The organism is Cytobacillus sp. NCCP-133 (assembly GCF_026011715.1).
Taxonomy (GTDB): domain Bacteria; phylum Bacillota; class Bacilli; order Bacillales; family Cytobacillaceae; genus Cytobacillus.
The window spans coordinates 63960-81934 of the sequence record NZ_BRVM01000016.1; the positions used below are offsets into that span (position 1 = coordinate 63960).

Annotated in this window: 17 protein-coding genes and 1 pseudogene; 2 read left to right on the forward strand and 16 right to left on the reverse strand. The window is 40.6% G+C overall.

What is annotated here, in order from left to right:
* Positions 1-267: 267 nt before the first annotated feature.
* The 8 genes from ablB to NCCP133_RS16845 all read right to left on the reverse strand — a co-directional run bounded on the left by ablB (position 268) and on the right by NCCP133_RS16845 (position 8717).
* Positions 268-1143, reverse strand: coding sequence for a putative beta-lysine N-acetyltransferase (gene ablB, locus NCCP133_RS16810; protein WP_264806232.1), 876 nt, complete (start codon positions 1141-1143; stop codon positions 268-270).
* Positions 1144-1456: 313 nt separating this feature from the next.
* Positions 1457-2719: a peptidase gene (locus NCCP133_RS16815; RefSeq protein WP_264806233.1), complete on the reverse strand. Its 1263-nt coding sequence runs from the start codon at positions 2717-2719 to the stop codon at positions 1457-1459.
* A 56-nt stretch (positions 2720-2775) separates the two neighbouring features.
* On the reverse strand, positions 2776-3438 hold the full coding sequence (locus NCCP133_RS16820) for a 3-oxoacid CoA-transferase subunit B (protein ID WP_264806234.1): 663 nt from the start codon (positions 3436-3438) through the stop codon (positions 2776-2778).
* Positions 3423-4115 carry a CoA transferase subunit A gene (locus tag NCCP133_RS16825; protein WP_309298085.1) on the reverse strand — a complete coding sequence of 231 codons (693 nt, stop codon included), beginning with the start codon at positions 4113-4115 and terminating at the stop codon, positions 3423-3425. Before NCCP133_RS16825 ends, NCCP133_RS16820 begins: the two co-directional genes overlap by 16 nt.
* Position 4116: 1 nt before the next feature.
* Positions 4117-5475, reverse strand: a complete 1359-nt coding sequence (locus NCCP133_RS16830) for an aspartate aminotransferase family protein (RefSeq protein ID WP_264806257.1) — start codon at positions 5473-5475, stop codon at positions 4117-4119.
* Between the two features lie 240 nt (positions 5476-5715).
* Positions 5716-6693, reverse strand: a complete 978-nt coding sequence (locus tag NCCP133_RS16835; protein WP_264806235.1) for a S66 family peptidase — start codon at positions 6691-6693, stop codon at positions 5716-5718.
* Positions 6694-6797: 104 nt separating this feature from the next.
* The gene (locus tag NCCP133_RS16840; RefSeq protein WP_264806236.1) at positions 6798-8264 is read right to left on the reverse strand and encodes an NAD(P)/FAD-dependent oxidoreductase; all 1467 of its coding nucleotides are present in this window, start codon (positions 8262-8264) and stop codon (positions 6798-6800) included.
* A gap of 285 nt (positions 8265-8549) precedes the next feature.
* Positions 8550-8717, reverse strand: coding sequence for a YjcZ family sporulation protein (locus NCCP133_RS16845; protein WP_264806237.1), 168 nt, complete (start codon positions 8715-8717; stop codon positions 8550-8552).
* 191 nt (positions 8718-8908) lie between these two features.
* Between NCCP133_RS16845 and NCCP133_RS16850 the strand changes: the two genes are divergently transcribed.
* The gene (locus NCCP133_RS16850) at positions 8909-10000 is read left to right on the forward strand and encodes an SGNH/GDSL hydrolase family protein (RefSeq protein ID WP_264806238.1); all 1092 of its coding nucleotides are present in this window, start codon (positions 8909-8911) and stop codon (positions 9998-10000) included.
* Between the two features lie 107 nt (positions 10001-10107).
* Here NCCP133_RS16850 and NCCP133_RS16855 read toward each other — a convergent pair whose 3' ends face one another.
* The 4 genes and pseudogenes from NCCP133_RS16855 to rsgA form a co-directional block, all read right to left on the reverse strand.
* Complete coding sequence (locus NCCP133_RS16855) at positions 10108-10605, reverse strand: PTS sugar transporter subunit IIA (RefSeq protein WP_264806239.1); 498 nt, start codon at positions 10603-10605, stop codon at positions 10108-10110.
* Positions 10606-10623: 18 nt separating this feature from the next.
* On the reverse strand, positions 10624-11064 hold the full coding sequence (gene msrB / locus NCCP133_RS16860) for a peptide-methionine (R)-S-oxide reductase MsrB (protein WP_264806240.1): 441 nt from the start codon (positions 11062-11064) through the stop codon (positions 10624-10626).
* Positions 11065-11634 carry a peptide-methionine (S)-S-oxide reductase MsrA gene (msrA, locus tag NCCP133_RS16865; RefSeq protein WP_264806241.1) on the reverse strand — a complete coding sequence of 190 codons (570 nt, stop codon included), beginning with the start codon at positions 11632-11634 and terminating at the stop codon, positions 11065-11067.
* Between the two features lie 104 nt (positions 11635-11738).
* Positions 11739-12811: pseudogene (rsgA, locus tag NCCP133_RS16870) on the reverse strand (ribosome small subunit-dependent GTPase A).
* 366 nt (positions 12812-13177) lie between these two features.
* Between rsgA and NCCP133_RS16875 the strand changes: the two are divergent.
* Complete coding sequence (locus tag NCCP133_RS16875; protein WP_264806242.1) at positions 13178-13948, forward strand: DUF4397 domain-containing protein; 771 nt, start codon at positions 13178-13180, stop codon at positions 13946-13948.
* A gap of 143 nt (positions 13949-14091) precedes the next feature.
* On the opposite strand, the gene NCCP133_RS16880 is transcribed toward NCCP133_RS16875, so the two are convergent.
* The 4 genes from NCCP133_RS16880 to istA form a co-directional block, all read right to left on the reverse strand.
* Positions 14092-14676: a YpmS family protein gene (locus tag NCCP133_RS16880; RefSeq protein WP_264806243.1), complete on the reverse strand. Its 585-nt coding sequence runs from the start codon at positions 14674-14676 to the stop codon at positions 14092-14094.
* Positions 14666-15511: an SGNH/GDSL hydrolase family protein gene (locus NCCP133_RS16885; protein WP_264806244.1), complete on the reverse strand. Its 846-nt coding sequence runs from the start codon at positions 15509-15511 to the stop codon at positions 14666-14668. The genes NCCP133_RS16880 and NCCP133_RS16885 overlap by 11 nt, the downstream gene beginning before the upstream one ends.
* 118 nt (positions 15512-15629) lie before the next feature.
* Entirely contained in the window at positions 15630-16208 is a 579-nt protein-coding gene (locus NCCP133_RS16890) for an SCO family protein (RefSeq protein ID WP_264806245.1), read from the reverse strand.
* 145 nt (positions 16209-16353) lie between these two features.
* Positions 16354-17664 carry an IS21 family transposase gene (istA, locus tag NCCP133_RS16895; RefSeq protein ID WP_264806246.1) on the reverse strand — a complete coding sequence of 437 codons (1311 nt, stop codon included), beginning with the start codon at positions 17662-17664 and terminating at the stop codon, positions 16354-16356.
* Positions 17665-17975 lie beyond the last annotated feature (311 nt).

Sequence of the window (17975 nt, forward strand, 5' to 3'; positions counted from 1 at the left end):
TGCCGAAAACTAGTCTTAATGGTGCCGATAAACTGGCACTTTTCAAATACTGATAATGGATTTATTGTGATCGCTTATTTTTGCAGATTTTTACAGATTAATCATCTGGTGGGGTGCGCTTTTTTGATTACAAAAAGGGGGGTACCTTTTCTATTGGACTGCACCTTATTTCGTCGTTCTTCAGCCTGATTAACTACCACTTCTCGGGAATCGTCTCAGAATCCTTTTTATTAAGAAAAGAATATCTGTTCCCTTTGCGAAACTGCACTATCTTTTTAGGTGTTTTTTTTCCTCTCCAGCCAAATCCTTTACCCAGACGTTCATATTTTCAAGTTTATCGAAAATATAACAGTTATTTAGAAGACGTCCCCGGTAGGTATATCCTAACTGGTGCAGCACTGCATTCATCCCAAATGACAGGGCCCTGGCAATGGAGTACGCGCAATAGATTCCCTGGGATTGCAGCTCTTCCTCCAATTTTTCAAGCAGGAATTTCATTAAACCATGTTTGCGGTGGGAAGGAAGGGTTGCGCAGTCTGTAAGTTCTGCATTTTTATAAAACAGATTTACTTCCGCTGAAGCAGCGCTGACCAATTCATCTCCAAACTGAAATGCATAATAGATTGTTCCTTCTTCAATGGTTTTTTTTATATATACAGGATCATGGAGAGGTGTTGGATAAACTTGAAACACATTCCGGTAGAGGGCAGCTAACTTTTCCGCATCCACAGATGTTATTTTTTTCAGCACATACTCAGAAGGTGGCCTAATAATATCACTGTTTTTCTCAAGCGCCAGCACATTCTTTACGATATTATCTTCATTGATCCAATGCTCGCTAGTCCTTCTTTCATCGGAATAATATTTGCAGAAAAAGTATTGGTCAGAACCGAGAAAATACCCATCGATAATGGCTTCGCACTGAAATCCATGAGCCAGAAGGACAGAAAAGCTCTCAGCTCTTCCTCTGAAAATCAATTTTTCGCTTTGTTGTTCGTTTGCGGCTAATTCTGCTTCGCGAATGGCATCCTCTAGATTCCCCAAATAATCGTCCACTCTTATTCTTTTATTGAAAGGATCCATGTATATTTCGGCTGAAAAATTCACTTTTTTTATTTTTATAACGGATGCAGTACTATTCATTTATCCAGACCCCCTATGATGACTAAAATGCCCGGCCATTCGGCCAGGCAATATAGATTTTTTTTAGGATTACCGGCCATCTTTGGCATTTTACCTGCCAAAAAAATGGAAATACACACCAAATCTGACCATTACCGGCCAATTATTACGTTTGGAACCCAATTAATCTATCCTAAAAGTGATCAGCTTCTTTTCCTTCATTTCCTCAACTGCATATTCTGGTACATTCTTCTCCTTTTTCTCCAATAATTCCTTTGAATTTGGACCAGAATCTCCGTTTTTATGATAATAGCTGCCACCTCACCCACTCCCCCTAGTTTGTGCCGCACCATTCCATAATGGCCAGAGCAATAATTTCAGCGGTTTCAAACACTTCCTGTATAATAATATATTCATTCACATCATGGGCTGCTTTTGTAACGCCGGGCCCGAATACAACAACAGGTGTATTTCCTGTCTTGGAAAGTATTCCGCCATCCGTTCCCCATGGGGATGCTTCAACTATAGGCTGCTTCCCTTTAACTGCTTCAAAGGATTTCGCTAAAATAGACATTAACGGGTGATTTTCATCCAGGTCTCCAGGTAGCCACCGTCCGCCGAACCATTCAACTTTAGGTGGGTTCTTTTTAAGCCATGAGTCACTTTCTGCAGCCTCTTTTAGACACACCTCGAGCTCTTGTTCAGCAGACTTCATTTCTTCATTTGGCGCTACCCCCATCCTTCCTTCAATTACCGCAATATCCGGAACGGAGGATGGCCATTCACCGCTATTTATTTTTCCTATATTAATAGGGATCGGTATAGGGACTTGGCTATAGAGCGGGTCTGTTATTTTATTATTTCTTGTTTTTTCAAGCTCCTGAAGTTTAGAAATGACAACCATTGCTTTTTCGATGGCATTAACTCCCTCATATCGGGTGCCGCCATGGGCAGATCGTCCTTTAACAGTAATCCGGTACCACATGGAACCCTGTTGTTTCGGAAAAAGCTTCATATTTGTAGGCTCCGGAATGATGGCTCCATCAGCTGTATATCCCCTGAGAACGGCTGCCAGTGTTCCTGCGCCGCCGCTCTCTTCTTCTATGACACTTTGAAAAATCACATTACCTCTAAGCTTGATTCTTAGTGAAATGATCGCTTCCATCGCTAAAAGAAGAGAAACAGTTCCCCCTTTCATATCCGTTGAGCCGCGCCCATATAGCTTTCCATTTTCAATCCTGCCGCTAAATGGATCATATTCCCAGTCATTCCTGTCTCCCTCTGGAACAACATCGATATGTCCATTTAGGATGAGGGATTTCCCGCCCCCTGTTCCCTTCAAGATTGCCACCACATTTGGGTTTCCTGCAAAGTCCTTTCTGTCAGAACAAAAAGCTGGGTGCTCTATCAAGTGGTCCTTCCCAATCTCCCAAATATCAAGGACTAGTCCCAGTTTGCGGCACTTTTCGATGATAACAGCCTGTGCACTGCTTTCATTTCCGCGGGTACTTCCTTCCTGGACAAGCTGCTGCAGGAATCGTATCCCCCTGTGCCTGTTAGCTTCGAGCCATTCGTGAATTTTTTGCTGAGCCTGCATTTGTTCTCCCTCCCTTTGTTCCACATTGCCATCCTTTTCAAATTAAGAAATATCTATCAATCAATGATTTTCACATTTTCCTCAATGATAAATCCGCAGCCTGTTTTAGTCCTTACCTCATTAATTGAATGCGGTGCAAATAATTCAGTCAGCTTTAAGCCTTCTTCTGATAGGTGAAAAACGGCCAAATCTGTAATAATCATGTCAACGCAGCGGGCGGATGTTAGGGGGAGAGTACACTCTTTCACAATTTTTGAATATCCGTACTTGTCTGTCTGGTTCATGAGGACGATCACCTTTTTGGCTTTTTGAGCAAGCTCCATCGCCCCGCCCATCCCCGGCACTTTTTTGCCGGGCACGATCCAGTTGGCCAAATCCCCCTTTTCACTAACCTGCAAGGAGCCGAGAATGGTCATATCTACTCGTCCTTTCCGAATCATCCCAAATGCAACTGTGCTATCACAATAGGATGCCCCTTGGACCACGGATACGGGGAAACCGCCTGCATTACAGAGATTTGCGTCTTCCTTCCCCTTTACAGGGCTGGGTCCCATCCCTGTAATGCCATTTTCCGCATGGAACATGACTTTTATCCCTTCAGTCAAATGGTTGGGAACCAGTGAAGGAATCCCGATGCCAAGATTGACAATCATTCCGTCCATTATCTCCTCCGCAGCACGTTTTGCTATCCGGTTTCTGACATCTACTCCCATGCCCATTTCCAATTCACTCCTTTCGAAGGGACAATAAAATCAACAAAAACCCCTGGCGTTATAATTTCATCCGGATCCAAGGTGCCAAGCGGCACAATCTCTTCCACTTCTGCGATCGTAATATCGCCTGCCATCGCTACAAGCGGGTTTGTATTCCTTGCACTTTTGTCATAAATTAGGTTGCCGAAAGGATCGGCCTTTTTCGCAAAAACAATGGATATCTCAGCCGTTAAGGCCGTTTCAACCAAGTACTCTTTCCCATTTAATATGGACCTAGTTTTATTGCCTGTCACGATTTCATTATCCATGCCAATATCGGAAAGAATCGCAGGAATTCCAGCTCCCCCCGCTCGTATTCTTTCTGCCAATATCCCTTGCGGTGAAAACTCAACAGTCATCTTTCCATCTGTCATTAATTGGCCAGCAACTGGATTTGAACCTATGTGGGAAGCGATCATTTTTATAGCCCTGCCCTGGCTCACCACTTTTCCTATTCCAATATGGGGAAATCCCGAATCGTTGCCAATCAGCGTTAAACCTTTTATTCCTTTTTCCAGGATGCCATCGACTAGTGTCGGTGGAGTACCGATCCCTCCGAAACCGCCAAACATAATGGTCATGCCATCATGGAAGTGTTCCATGGCTTCTTCAATATCAATGATTTTTTGAAAGGTGTTCTCCATCTTACTCAGCCTCTTCCTCTGCAAGGTTCAGATATTTCTCAGTAAAAATCTTCAATGTGGTTTCAAGGCGTTTCACAAGCTCCTCAATTTCCCTTTTTGTGATTGTCAGGGGAGGCGCAATCAAAATGGCATCGCCGTCTGCACCATTCATTCCGGCACCTGCAGGATAAATGAGCAGGCCTTGATCCTGTGCCTCCTGTATTAATCTCTGAGTCAGACCGAATTTTCTTGGAAATGTCTCCTTTGTGAAAGGATCTTTAACAAATTCCAGTCCAAGCATGAGGCCTTTTCCTCTCACATCACCGATAAAAGGAAATTTTAGCTGCAGCTTTAACAGTTTATTTTTCAAATACACTCCTTTGCTGTTCACTTCTGGGATGATGTTATTTTTATCGATATACTCCAATACTGCGAGCGATACTGCACATGATTGAGGGTTGGCACTTAAAGTGTGCCCGCTCATTATGCTTTTCGACCCTTCCAGAATTGGTTCCATAACCGCATCACTTACAAGTGCTGCTGCGATTGGGGCATACCCGGCGCCCATTCCTTTTCCGAGCGCCACGATGTCAGGCTGTACATTCCATTGTTCCGAGGCAAGCATTGTACCTGTTCTGCCAAAGCCTGTCATAACCTCATCAGCTATAAATAAAATCTCATTACGATCGCAAATTTCTTTAATTACCTTAAAGTAGTCCTGTGGAGGAGCAATAGCACCGCCTGCAGCCCCAATGACTGGTTCAGCAATAAATGCGGCAATATGCTCTGCTCCTATACGCTTAATGACTGTTTCGAGCTCATGTGCACATAAATACCCGCAATCAGGAACTTCAAGATTGTAAGGACACCTGTAGCAATACGGAGGGTGAATGACAGGAAAATCCTCAAGCAGCGGTATAAATCGTGCCCTTCTTCCTGTGTGCCCCGACATCGACAAGGCTCCAAGAGTAATGCCATGGTAACTCATCCACCTTGAGAGCACTTTTGTTTTTGTTTGGATGCCTTTTTCCTGCCAGTATTGAATGGCAATTTTCATTGCTGTTTCAGTTGCCTCAGATCCGCTGTTCACAAAAAAACTCCAATTCAGATCACCCAGGGAAGCTTTCGCTATTTTTCGGGCAAGCCCTTCAGCTGCCTCACTTGTAAACTGGGAGCGATAAACAAAGGAGACTTTTTTGGCCTGTTCAAGCATAGCATCAATAATTTCCTTTACACCGTGGCCAATATTTGCGGTAATTGCACCGGAAGAGGCATCCAAGTATTCCTTTCCATCGATATCATACAAATAGACTCCCTTGCCGTAATCAATCATTGGATATTGAGTGTCGAGCATTGGCTTAATTAAGTTTGATTGATCCATTTCAATACTCCCTCCACCTAAAAACGCCTGCAGCAAATAAGTCTTCACAAATGGCATCCTAGGCAAAAATTAAAAAGAAAACTTTTAATCCAGTTTTAAAAATCTTCTATACTTAGGCCAATATAGTAAATTGTATGAAATGACCAAGCAAATCTTTCTTAAAGAATATTTTTATTGGGAGAAGCAAATTTATAGAAACAAAAAAAACAGCCGCTAATAAACGGCTGCTGCATCATTCTATTATTTTTGTTCTACCCAGATTTCGATATCAGACCTTTGTACAGCAAGAGAAGCTTTTCCGCCAATCGGAATTGTGGCGAAAGGCTGTACATGTCCGAAATTCACATTTGCAGCAACGGGAATATCCATAAGCTCTTTCTTCGATTTAATAATCTTTCGAAGCGCTGTCTCGGTCATTTGTGAATCTTTCTGAAACCTTCCAATCAATATTCCTTTGATGCCATCCGCATCAGGCAAGTGCAGCAATGACTGAAGATCCCGGTCAAAGGCAAGCGGATGGGATTCTTCATCATCCTCGATGAATAGAATTGAATCCTTAAGGGAAGGCATGAACTCTGTACCCTGCAGCAAATTAAGGGTGCATAGATTCCCACCAATCAACAAGCCTTCTGCTTTCCCTTCCTGAATAGTCATATAACCATCCTGTTTGATGAATTTTCGGTCTTCCTGATCCAAATACCATGGATCATCACTCCAATGAGGAGAAGGGACAATATCATATGGTGCATCATTGGTGACAGCATTGATAAAAGATTCAAGGGTATAATCAAATCCATGCTTAACTCCGAAACTCGAAAAATGGGGACCAGAGTAGGTGATTAATCCTGTTTTTCTATAAATGGCCCCCTGTAAAGCAGTAATATCACTGAATCCGCAGAATATCTTAGGGTTTTGTTTTATTAATTCAAAGTCTATGTATTTTAAAAGCTGATTTGCATTATAGCCGCCAATTATCGTTAGTATCCCTTTTACACCGGGATCCCTGAATGCATCATGCAGGTCTTCAACTCTTTCTTCTATCGAAGAACTAAAAAACTCATCATGGACTTCTGCATTTCTTCCAAATGTTACTGTGAAGCCAAGCTGATTCAGCCTCTCCTGAGCAATTCTCAATTGTTCCCCTTTAACAATTGCCATGCTTCTGGATGGTGCAATTACCCTGATTTCATCACCTGGCTTTAAACGCTCTGCAAACATTGTGCTTCCACTCCTTCTCCGTTAAATAACATTATTTTATCAGAGATATAAGGATAGAGAGATGACAGTTATCATGTATAAAGAAAGCCCGCTTTGCAGCAGGCTTATACCGTAACGGGTTCCCTTCTAGGGGCATTCTTCGATTTTTCAACAATATCTCTAGCAATCCAAACTCCACAAGCGCCTGCCTGGGCAAGCCCTCTGGTTATCCCTGCACCATCTCCACCCACATAAAGGCCGCTGATCTCTGTTTCAAAGCGTTCGTTCAGCTTTGGACGGGCCGAATAGAACTTTGCTTCAACACCATAGAAAAGTGTATGCTCAGATGCAAGTCCAGGTGATACATGGTTTAATGCCTCAGTCATTTCGATCAGGCTTTTCATTGTATTATATGGAAGAACCAGCCCTAAATCTCCAGGTACTGCTTCTTTTAATGTCGGCTCAAGGAATCCTTCTTTTATCCTTTTCTCTGTAGACCTTCTGCCTTTTAAAATATCACCATACTTCTGAACAATAATACCGCCATTTGACAGGCTGTTCGCAAGTCTTGAAATTTCATGTGCGTATTCATTCGGCTTATCGAATGGCTCAGAGAAAGTATGGGACACAAGCAGCGCGAAGTTGGTATTCGGGCTTCCCAGCTTCGGATCTTTGTAGGCATGACCATTCGCAAGCATGATTCCGGAATGGTTCTCCACTACAACATGTCCTGACGGGTTGCTGCAGAACGTACGGACTCTTGTGCCAACCGATGTGTTGAACGTAAATTTACCTTCATACAAGTGCTTGTTTATCTCTTCCATGACAATATTGGATGTTTCAACACGAACACCAATATCCACTTGATTATTGATCATTTTTAAACGGCGTGATTTCAGAAGGTTCGCTAACCAGACAGAGCCATCTCTTCCAGGTGCGACAACGACTTTTTCCGCATAGATCTCATTTCCTTTTTTTAGCTTAACTCCTTTGATTTCATGGCCATCATCCGTTTTTTCTGTAATAAGGTCTTCAACTTCTGTTTGATAGGACATATCAACTTTTTCACGCAGATATTCATAAATGCTTTTTAAAATCTCTAGGTTCTGCTCAGTGCCTAAATGCCTTACCTGGGCGCGAAGCAGCTTTAAGCCTGCGGCAAATCCGCGGCGCTCAATATCTTTGACTTCATCAGTCAATGGGTCTGTAATGCTTTCAGTTGCTCCGTGCATCAGATTAATTTCATCTACATATTTAATTAATTCTACAACCTGGGAGTCAGGGAGATAGTCGGTCATCCATCCTCCGAATTCACTTGTAATATTGAATTTCCCATCTGAGTATGCTCCTGCACCGCCAAACCCATTTGTAATCGAACATGCTGGGAGGCATCCTGCAAACTCTTTCCTGCCTGCTGCTGGCGGGCATTTTTCAATTTTTTTCTGTAAAATCGGACAGCTTCTTCTATATATATCGTGGCCTTTATCAATTAATAAGATATCTGCTTCAGGCATTTTTAATGTCAGTTCATAGCAAGTAAAGATTCCAGCCGGACCTGCACCGACAACGATAACATCGTAATTTGTTTTCATCGTCTTATTCCCCCAGACGCATTTTCGTTAATTTCTTTAACCACAGGTAACTATAACAAATATGGATGATTCAGTCAACTTATTAACGAACTATAATTTATCAAAAACTAACAACGTTCGGTTTTAAGGCTATTTATGTATTAGTTAATAAATTCAAATAACTGTCTTTTTTGCCGCGTAATAAAATGCTTTCTCTCGTTTTATTTCGCTTTAAGCACTCTATATAAATCCTGAACAAGAAAAAGAGAGCTGCCCTTTGGACAGCCCTCCCTTATTTCATTTATATTACCAATTACCGCAGCAGCATGCACCAATGATAATTAATAAAATGAACAATACGACGATCAGGGCAAAGCCACCATATCCTCCGCCTGCGTAAGCACCTGCTACAGGGTATCCGTACCCAGGATAGCAAGGATCGTAGCCTGCACCAGCAACTGCACCTTTATACATTAACAATCACTCCTCAATAAGATTTCTTGGGCATTTTCCATATTAATTTATGTAGGAGGGACTTGACCCGCATGTGCATTTGCCCATTTTTATTAAATAAACGATATCCTGCCTATTTAAGCCTTTATCCACAGTGATTATTAGGGTACGATAACATTAGAAGATTATAGGAAAATGGGGGATTTAAACTAATGAAAAAAAAGAAAATCGGCATATATATTTTTTTCATCACTTTCATTTATGGTTTGTATCAACTATTTGATAATTTATCAAAAGTTGAAAGCGCCAACCCCACAAGTGTATATGAAAAACTGGCTGGAAAAGAAAATATCAATTATTTAATCATTGGAGATAGCATTGGCAGAGGGTCAGGTGCTACTTCAAAGGCAACGGCCTGGTTTTCACGTCTTGAAGGGCATTTAAAAAAAGAATATGGCATAAAAGCAAAGAGGCACTCCTTAGTCCAAAGCGGTGCAACGGCATTCGAAGGGTTTTATAAGCTCCAGGAATCAAAGCATCTTGGCAAAATTGATTTGACGTTCATCGTTTTTGGGGAGAATGATCACAAATATATGGATGCAAAAGAATTTTCATATTTTTATGAAGGTCTGATCCGAAAAACCAAGCAGCTATATCCTGATACCGAAATGATTACAATCACTGAAAACCCTCTTGATGACGAGGAGTTCGCAAAGACGATTGCTTCAATTTCAACCCATTATGGGGCCAAAAATATTGATATAAGGAAGCCTTTTAAAGAAACTGGCCTTCCTGCCGAGGATTTGACGACGGATATGGTACATCCCAATGATGCTGGCTATGAAATATATGCAAATACTTTATTGAGGAAAATAAAAGAATTGGTCGACCGTAAAGCAGCCATTGCTGTTTTGTCCCCTCCAATTCAGGAAGATACAGATTTTGAGATAGCAGCTATCCCTCATGTTAAAAATAGGTCAGGGTCATTTATTCACAAAGATGGCCTTTGGGAAAGCAGGACCGCTGGGGATAGTCTGGAATATGAATTCGAGGGCCCATTTCTTGGCGTAAATATGATAAGAGGTGAACATGGCGGGAAAATGGATGTATTTATTGATGGAACTTTTATTACCTCCCTTTCCGCTTGGTGGCCGCTTACAAAACAAAGATATCAGTACATTATAAGCGGGCTTGAAAACGAATCCCATCATGTGAATTTTATTGTGTCTGATAAAAAGTCCATCAATAACAGCAGTGAAGAATCTGTCGTTCAGATTTCTTCGATACTGACAAAAGCCGAATAGAATATATTTTCCTGTGTTGCACTGTTATAAAAGCCGGCACTTAGATTAAGAGAACTTTGTATGTAAAACAGTTTCAATAAGCCGCCTATGAAGGCGGCTTTTCCTAATTATATTGCTGTAACGGTCATGACGGTTGAAGAACCTTTTGTAACAGATCCTCCTGTATTTTTCTTAAGTGACGAAAACTGTTCTCCATTAGTCACAATTATTGGAGTGACTGTGCTCTTTGCCTTTTCTTTAACAAGTGCTAAATCAAACGTGACAAGCTTCTCTCCTTCGCTTACCTTTGAACCTTCAGAAACATGCGTCTCGAATCCTTCCCCTTTCATCGAAACTGTTTCAAGGCCAACATGGATTAAAATCTCAGCACCGTTTGCAGCTCGGATGCCAATTGCATGTTTTGTTGGGAATACTTGCACAATTTCGCCATCAACAGGAGAAACAACCACTCCTTCTGAAGGTTCGATTGCTATGCCATCCCCCATCATTTTTTCTGCGAAAACCGGATCAGGGACTTCCTCCAAATTAACAGCTGTACCTGTTAAAGCAGCTTTAACTTCTACTGTTTTTACAGTTTCCTTTTTGCCGAATAATTTCTTGAACATACATACACCTTCCCATTCCTAGTTTGCCTCACCAAATAATTTCAGATATTCCTTATAGCCTTCTTCTTCAAGCTTTTCCTTGGGAATAAACCTAAGTGCTGCTGAGTTAATGCAGTAGCGAATGCCGGCAGGTCCCGGTCCATCATCAAAAACATGACCGAGGTGGGAGTCTGCTGTCTTGCTCCTCACTTCTGTTCTGACCATAAAGTGGCTGCGGTCTTCTTTTTCCAGGATTTCTTGGTCTATAATAGGCTTTGTGAAGCTGGGCCATCCGCAGCCGGCATCATATTTATCCATTGAGCTGAAGAGCGGTTTTCCTGAAACAATATCCACATAAATTCCATCTTTGAATTCGTTCCAATATTCATTGCGAAACGGCGGTTCTGTGCCATTATTTTGTGTTACATCAAATTGAATGGGACTGAGTTTTTGTTTCAATTCTTCTTTATTTTTTGTCATTTACTTTTCACCCCAATGCTCCTTAATAAATGCCTTTCTTCCGGAACCGGTTTGATAGGCTTCATATCTTTCAGGATTCTTTCTGTAATAATGCTGATGATAATCTTCAGCAGGATAAAAGTCTGCAGCAGGAAGAACCTTCGTTACAATTGGTTTTGTAAAAGGCCCATTTTTCTCAATCCTGTTTTTTGATTCTTCTGCCAGCTGTTTTTGCTTTTTATTGTGATAAAAGATGGCCGTCTGGTAAGACTGGCCGCGATCATAAAACTGTCCGCCTTCATCTGTTGGGTCTATCTGCTGCCAATACATTTCCAATAGCTTTTCATAAGGGAAGATCTGTGGATCAAATGAAATTTGAACCGCTTCATAATGGCCAGTTGTTTCAGAACAAACTTCCTGGTATGTTGGGTTTTTCACATTCCCTCCGGTATAGCCTGATATCACTTCTTTGATACCAGGCTGTTCATCAAACGGCTTCACCATACACCAAAAGCAGCCGCCTGCAAATGTCGCTTTTTCGTATTGTTTATCTTCCAATTCATCCACCTCTTTCCGGCAGTTTCCTACCATTTACTTTTTCCCTTAAAAGATATTTTAAGCTATATACATAAGATTAATGAAAATACCTCACATATGCAAAAGAAACCCCTTCAGTGAAAGAGTTTCTGAATCTTTTATTTTCTTTTGGTTTTTACACTTGCACTGATTTTTTTCCAGCGTTTGCGTTCCTCTGACTGGGCTCTTTTATCCTGCTTTCGGTCCAAATAAGCAAGCTCTCTGAGAAGCTTTTTATAGCTATTAAAGCGCTCTTGAGATAGGGTTCCTTTCTCAATTTTCCTGATTACAGCGCATCCCGGTTCCTCCTCATGAGTACAGTTCCTGAATTTACAGAATTCTGCAGCAGTTTCAATGTCTGAAAATCTTTCCCGTAGTGCGCTTTCACTTTCCCATAGCTGAAGCTCTCTCATACCCGGGGTATCAATAAGGACCGCACCTTCAGGAAGAATAATGAGTTCACGATGAGTGGTTGTATGCTTTCCTTTGTTATCACTTACCTTAATCCCCTGTACTTTCTGTTTTTCCTGTCCAAGAAGATAGTTTGTAAGCGTCGATTTCCCGACCCCCGAGGAACCAAGCAGTGCAACTGTTTTTCCAGGCAAAAGGTAAGGCTTAAGGCTATCGATTCCTTCCTCTTCCAATACACTGATTGAGACAATCGGGATTCCCATTGCAACACTCTCTACCTCGGCAAGCTTCTCCTGCACGCTGCTGCATAAATCTGATTTTGTCAGGACAATTACGGGGTTAGCCCCGCTATCCCATGATAATAAAAGATACCTTTCCAACCTTCTCAAGTTTAGATCTTCATTAAGTGAGTTAACAAGGAATATGGTATCAACATTAGCAGCCACTATTTGTTCTTCGGTGCTTATTCCTGCAGATTTTCTTGAGAATTTGCTTTTCCTTGGCAGAACAGCATGAATAGATCCCCCGCTTCTCACCCACTCTTTCCCTAACTGCTACCCAATCACCAACTGCAGGGTAATCCTCTCTAGCAGCAGCTTCAAAAGTGAATTTACCTGTTACTTCACAAAGCAGCTCTCCATTATCTATCCACACACGGTACCCTTTTATGTTCCAGGGCAACACGCCCGATTTGATACTCATTCTCTTCATAAGCTGAAAAGGCTTCTTTAAAAAAATCATCAAATCCATATTTTACTATTGTCAATGTTTGTTCCTCCATGCTTATTAGTGATTGGAAGGCATTTCAATTGCCATTTCCTAAATTTTCGCATACAAAAAACCATAGGCCAACAGCCCATGGTTTGGTTAAGCAAGTTTAAATAAGCATAGAAAAATAAAATTTCCGCTCGATTAAACGAAATCCAATTGGGCTGTGCCTAAACTATTTACAATGAATGTATAAACAAGATTCTCTTTTTTCATAACACATCACCCACTTTTCGTTTATATGTTTTTATTATATGGAATATTACGCCAAAAGTAAAGCCCTTATTCTCTTTCATTTTAAGCCCTGTTTGTTCTGTGGCACTGACCCTTAAAAGCGCATATGTTATTGAAATAAACCAGGAAGATAGGAGCGAGGAGTATGGCTAAATATAGAAATCAGCATTGGTATTTTCAAAAGGCTGCAAAATATGATTTATTGGCACAGTACTTTAAATATATAGATCCTGTCCAACATATCTCCTATTATCAAAAACATTTGCACTGCATGAACTATGCTATGCATATGACGCGCACAAGCAATATGCTGCCTGCAGAAGAAGAAACCCAGCAGGAATCAGCCAAAATACGTATAATACATGCAACCCCTGATACAGGCCCAGTTGACATCTATGTGAACGGTGCTAGGGTTCTTCAGGATTTTCCTTATAAAGAAATCAGTGATTATTTTTCTTTGCCGGCGGGCAGATATCAAGTAGATATTTATCCTGCAGGAAATATGGTATCTACTGTTCTTAGCAGAAAGATGACAGTAGAGTCAGGTAAAATGTATACAGCTGCTGCTGCCGGCAAAGCAGGAAAATTAAAGTTTGTCACTCTGGAGGATCAGCCAGCTGTTCCTTTCGGAGAAACAAAAATCAGGTTTGTCCATCTTTCTCCTGATGCTCCCGCTGTTGATATTGCCGTAAAGAACCGGGATGTGATTTTTCCGGACATAGCCTTTCGCCAAGCAAGCAGATACCTGGCATTAACACCCATGACTGTAGATCTGGAAGCCAGAATTGCAGGCACATCCAATGTCGCCCTCTCTCTGCCACGGGCCCAATTTAAAGCAGATCAGGCATATACGATAGTAGCTGTTGGATTAGTTGCCAGTGAACCAGAATTGGAAACGATCATTATTTCAGGATAATGCATCCTAACATGTTAGCCCAAAGAAGGAATCCCTTTAAAACATGAAGGGATTCCTTCTGTTAAATTGGCTGTTTTGCAAAGTTTAATCAAGGGAATTCATGAGCAAAAACAATAACTCAAGCTCAAGTAAAAAGAGCCATTTTATTTTACAGGGACAAGAAGCCTAAATCTAATATCATTTTCTTTTAAATTAAACTCATCCACTTTTACTTTTACATCACTTTTCAGCTTCATTTTTTGCATTGAAACATATATTCTTTCTTCCTTCGGCTGAATCATTACACCTTCAGGAAGCTTATAGCGATCCCTAACCAACTTTAAAACATGCGAGACAGGAAGATTCAACTGACCGACAGAAATAGATTTTTGCTGTAGAACCACATCCCCGTTTTCTAGGGATTTAGGTTCAAATGAAAGCTTCATTTCAAGATCCTGGCTAAAAAAAGGAATTGATCCATATAAGTCAACTTCATCATTCAGGAGCACTTTATAATCAATCGCTCCCCCTGTAAGCCCTTCTTTTTTTAGGTAGTGGTTAATTACCCTATTTAGGTCCTCTTTATTAGCTTGTATATGAAAAGGAACATAATTTTCTTCTTTTAAATTTCCTGCTATATACTCTTCATCTTCAGCCGGCAAGCTAATGAAAATAAGCAAAATAATTAAGATAATTGCATTAATCGCCAGTAAAGTAAAGAAAAGCTTTTTCCACTTGTTATCTTTCAACTGCACTCTCTCCGTTTCCTGCTGTTTCCCTCTTAAATGGCAGCTCTTTTAAAACCTCTTCTATCAGGGTTTCATGAACCCTCCCTGCTATTAACTCATATCCTTTGTCATTCGGATGAAAGTAATCGGTAAATAGAAGATTTTCCTGTGTATTTTGAAATATATCATCAATTCCTACAAAATATGTTCCGGGATACTGTGCCAATATGTCTTGGCTTGTATCGTTCCAGTTTTCGAGAATATCGCTAATTTCCCTGATTTCGGAAAACCACTTTAAGAAAGGATTATATAGACCTATTAAAACAACCCTACTATTTGGATTTACCTCTCTAATCGCGTTTAAAACCTCAATAAGATTCTTTTCATAGTTTATCTTTTCCTGTGTGAAAGCTTTCAGCTTCAAATTTGAGAAATTTTCACGTACAACTTTCATAACATCATTTCCGCCGATTGTTATAACCACAATATCCGCATTCTTCACCTTTTCTTTTACATCGTCCGTTTTTAATTTTTTCAATAACTGATCGGAACGATTTCCTCGAACACCAAAATTATAAAAGGATGCATCCTTTACACTTTTTTCTTTCTCCAGCAGCTCTTCTAGATATGGCAAATAACCCCCCCGATCAGTACTATCTCCTACCCCCTGTGTTAAAGAATCCCCTACAGCGGCAACCGTAAGATTTCTAGGGTAGAAGTCCAGCGGAATTTGCTCTTTTGCCGATAGCCCTGATTTTTTTTCAGACTGAATTATTTGCTTTGAAGTTAAAGGACCAAAACTGCAGGAAACCAGCAGCAGCAAGCTAAAAAAGGTAAAGGTGAATTTTTTAATCATTCTATCACCTGCCCTATTAAGTCATCTCTATTATAACATGTGCCTTATCAATGAAAAAAAGAAACTCTTTTTATGGCATTGCCCTGTATAAAAAAAGAAAATAGACCTACTGAAAGGTCTATTGTAATGCCTTAATATCCTTAATGATTTCATCAAAGGGAATTTCAGCTAGTCCGGTATAATATTTCATTACTTTTCCTTCCTGGTCAACCAGGTAAAAGTCTGTTCCATGTATAACCTGGTCTCCTGTTTGAGGCTTTTTAACAATTGCTTTAAAGTTATTCATTGCATACTGCTCAATTTCTTCCTGTTCATATCCAGTTAGAAAATGCCAGTTGCTGAAATCTGCGTTATATTGACTGCCATAATCCTTCAGCACTTCAGGTGTATCAACTGCAGGATCAACACTGAATGAAACAAACTCAATCTTTTCAATTCCTTCTTCCTTAGCAAGCTGCTGAAGCTTTTTCATATTGGCCGTCATAGGCATACATACATCTTCACAGTTCGTAAAGATGAAATCTGCAACCCACACCTTACCTTCCAGATCCTTCAATCCAAATTGTTCGTTGTCCTGATTGGTATGAGTGAAACCAGCAAGCTCCCAACTTAAGGCATTTTTTATTCCGCTTTGTCCGCAAGCAGACAGGATGATCATAAAGGCCACACTCATAATGGCCAAAATCTTTTTCTTCATAAACTCACCTGCTTTAATTAGTTACGAAGCTAATTTTAGCAAATATTCATGAAAGAAGAAAGAAATACCTGTGACAAACATGTGAACGACATCGTCTGAGACCAATCAGAATTTGTGTTTTGACAAGAAAAAACACTCACAATTTTCAGAGTGTTTTCTTCGTATCATTTGTCATAATTTCATAGAATGTCTTGATAAATAATGAATAATTAAATTGTACAGCAATCTTGTGGGTTTTATATTTTTTCTTGTTTTTAAGCGGAATATTCCTGAAGTCACCAATGCTCTGTCCAAAAGCCTCTCCTCGATTAACGATTATTTTTAGAGGCACTTCTTTATACCTGATTTCAGCTTGATCCATTATAGCCCAAAATGTGAGTAAGTCATGCAAGGGGCTACCGCTAATTCCAGGATATGTTTTCTTGTAGAACTCATAATAGTAATCAACCATGGGTTTTACGATAAGACCTATTTTATTTTGTGAAGATTGATAATAAGCATCGAGTGCATCAATAACAGCGGGAGTAACAATTGCCGACATCGTGACATCCAGGGGTATGATGGTCGCAATCCGCCAGCTTGCGATTTCGTATGTTGAAGCAGGCAACGGTGTTAAAGCGAAGTGTTCTTCTTCTTTAAATGCCGTATGTCTGCTTCCCTGCTTTTTTTGGAATGGTTTGTGATTAAATTCTTTCAACTTTTCCAGAACCGCATTATTTAACTCTATTAAACTGAAAAACTCTTGATTTCGAAGAGAAGCAATAATCCACGTTGAAATGTGACCTACAGTGCTCTCAGCACTTGCCTTATCCTTTAGGTGACGTACACGTGCTGGCACAATTGTAGTCTGGTAGTGCTCGGCCATCCCCTGATAGCCTGTATGGATGACAGGTTCATACTTAGAAGCTTTTATAACACCGGTTTTAAGGTTGTCAGGAACAATGACTCTAGGAACTCCTCCGTAAAATTTAAATGCGTGAATATGAGCTGTAATCCACGATTCTGCGTTCATCGGCAAAAAGCCTTCTACATAGGCGTACTGACTGCACGGAAGGGCAGAAACAAAGATATACACTGGAATCTCTTCACCTGTAAGTTGGTCTTTTATAGACATCGTTTGTCCTGCCCAATCCACCTCAAGAAGCTCTCCAGGCTTACGCTTGATTCTCATTGTGGCTTTCGTTTTCCTAGCATAGTCGTGATAGAATCTGCAAAACTGTCTATAACTATATGGAATCTCCTCATTTGACCGGCAGCTGAGAGAATATTCCTCCCATAGTAGCGTTAAATTGACCCCCGGCTTCGCTAGTTCTCTATGAATGTAGTCACAATCTGGCTTTCTTCTAAAATCCGATGAAGTGAGCTTCTCGGGAAATAGTAGGTCTTGTAAAGCTTGATCAGCCATGTTTTCTTCTAATGGCCAATCTACGTTACGTTCTTCAGCTCTTTTTAACAACCTCCCTTATTGTAGTTCTAGAATTTGAGGTACTTGAGGCAATGCCCCGTTGACTAATTCCCTGGGCGTGAAGCCTCAAGATTTCCCGGTATTTGATCACGAAAAAACCTCCTAAATAATTGATGCGCACCAGCAGGTGCATCTCAATTATATAGAAGGGTGGTCCTGCACATGGCAGAGGTGGAACAATAACTTGTCAGGAGTGGGCCAAAAACATGGCAAGCGTGGTATAAATCAATGGCAATCCTCCTTGGCGAGAATTAGGATAAATAATTTTTGCTAAGGAGGATTTTGACGTGAAATTACCAAAG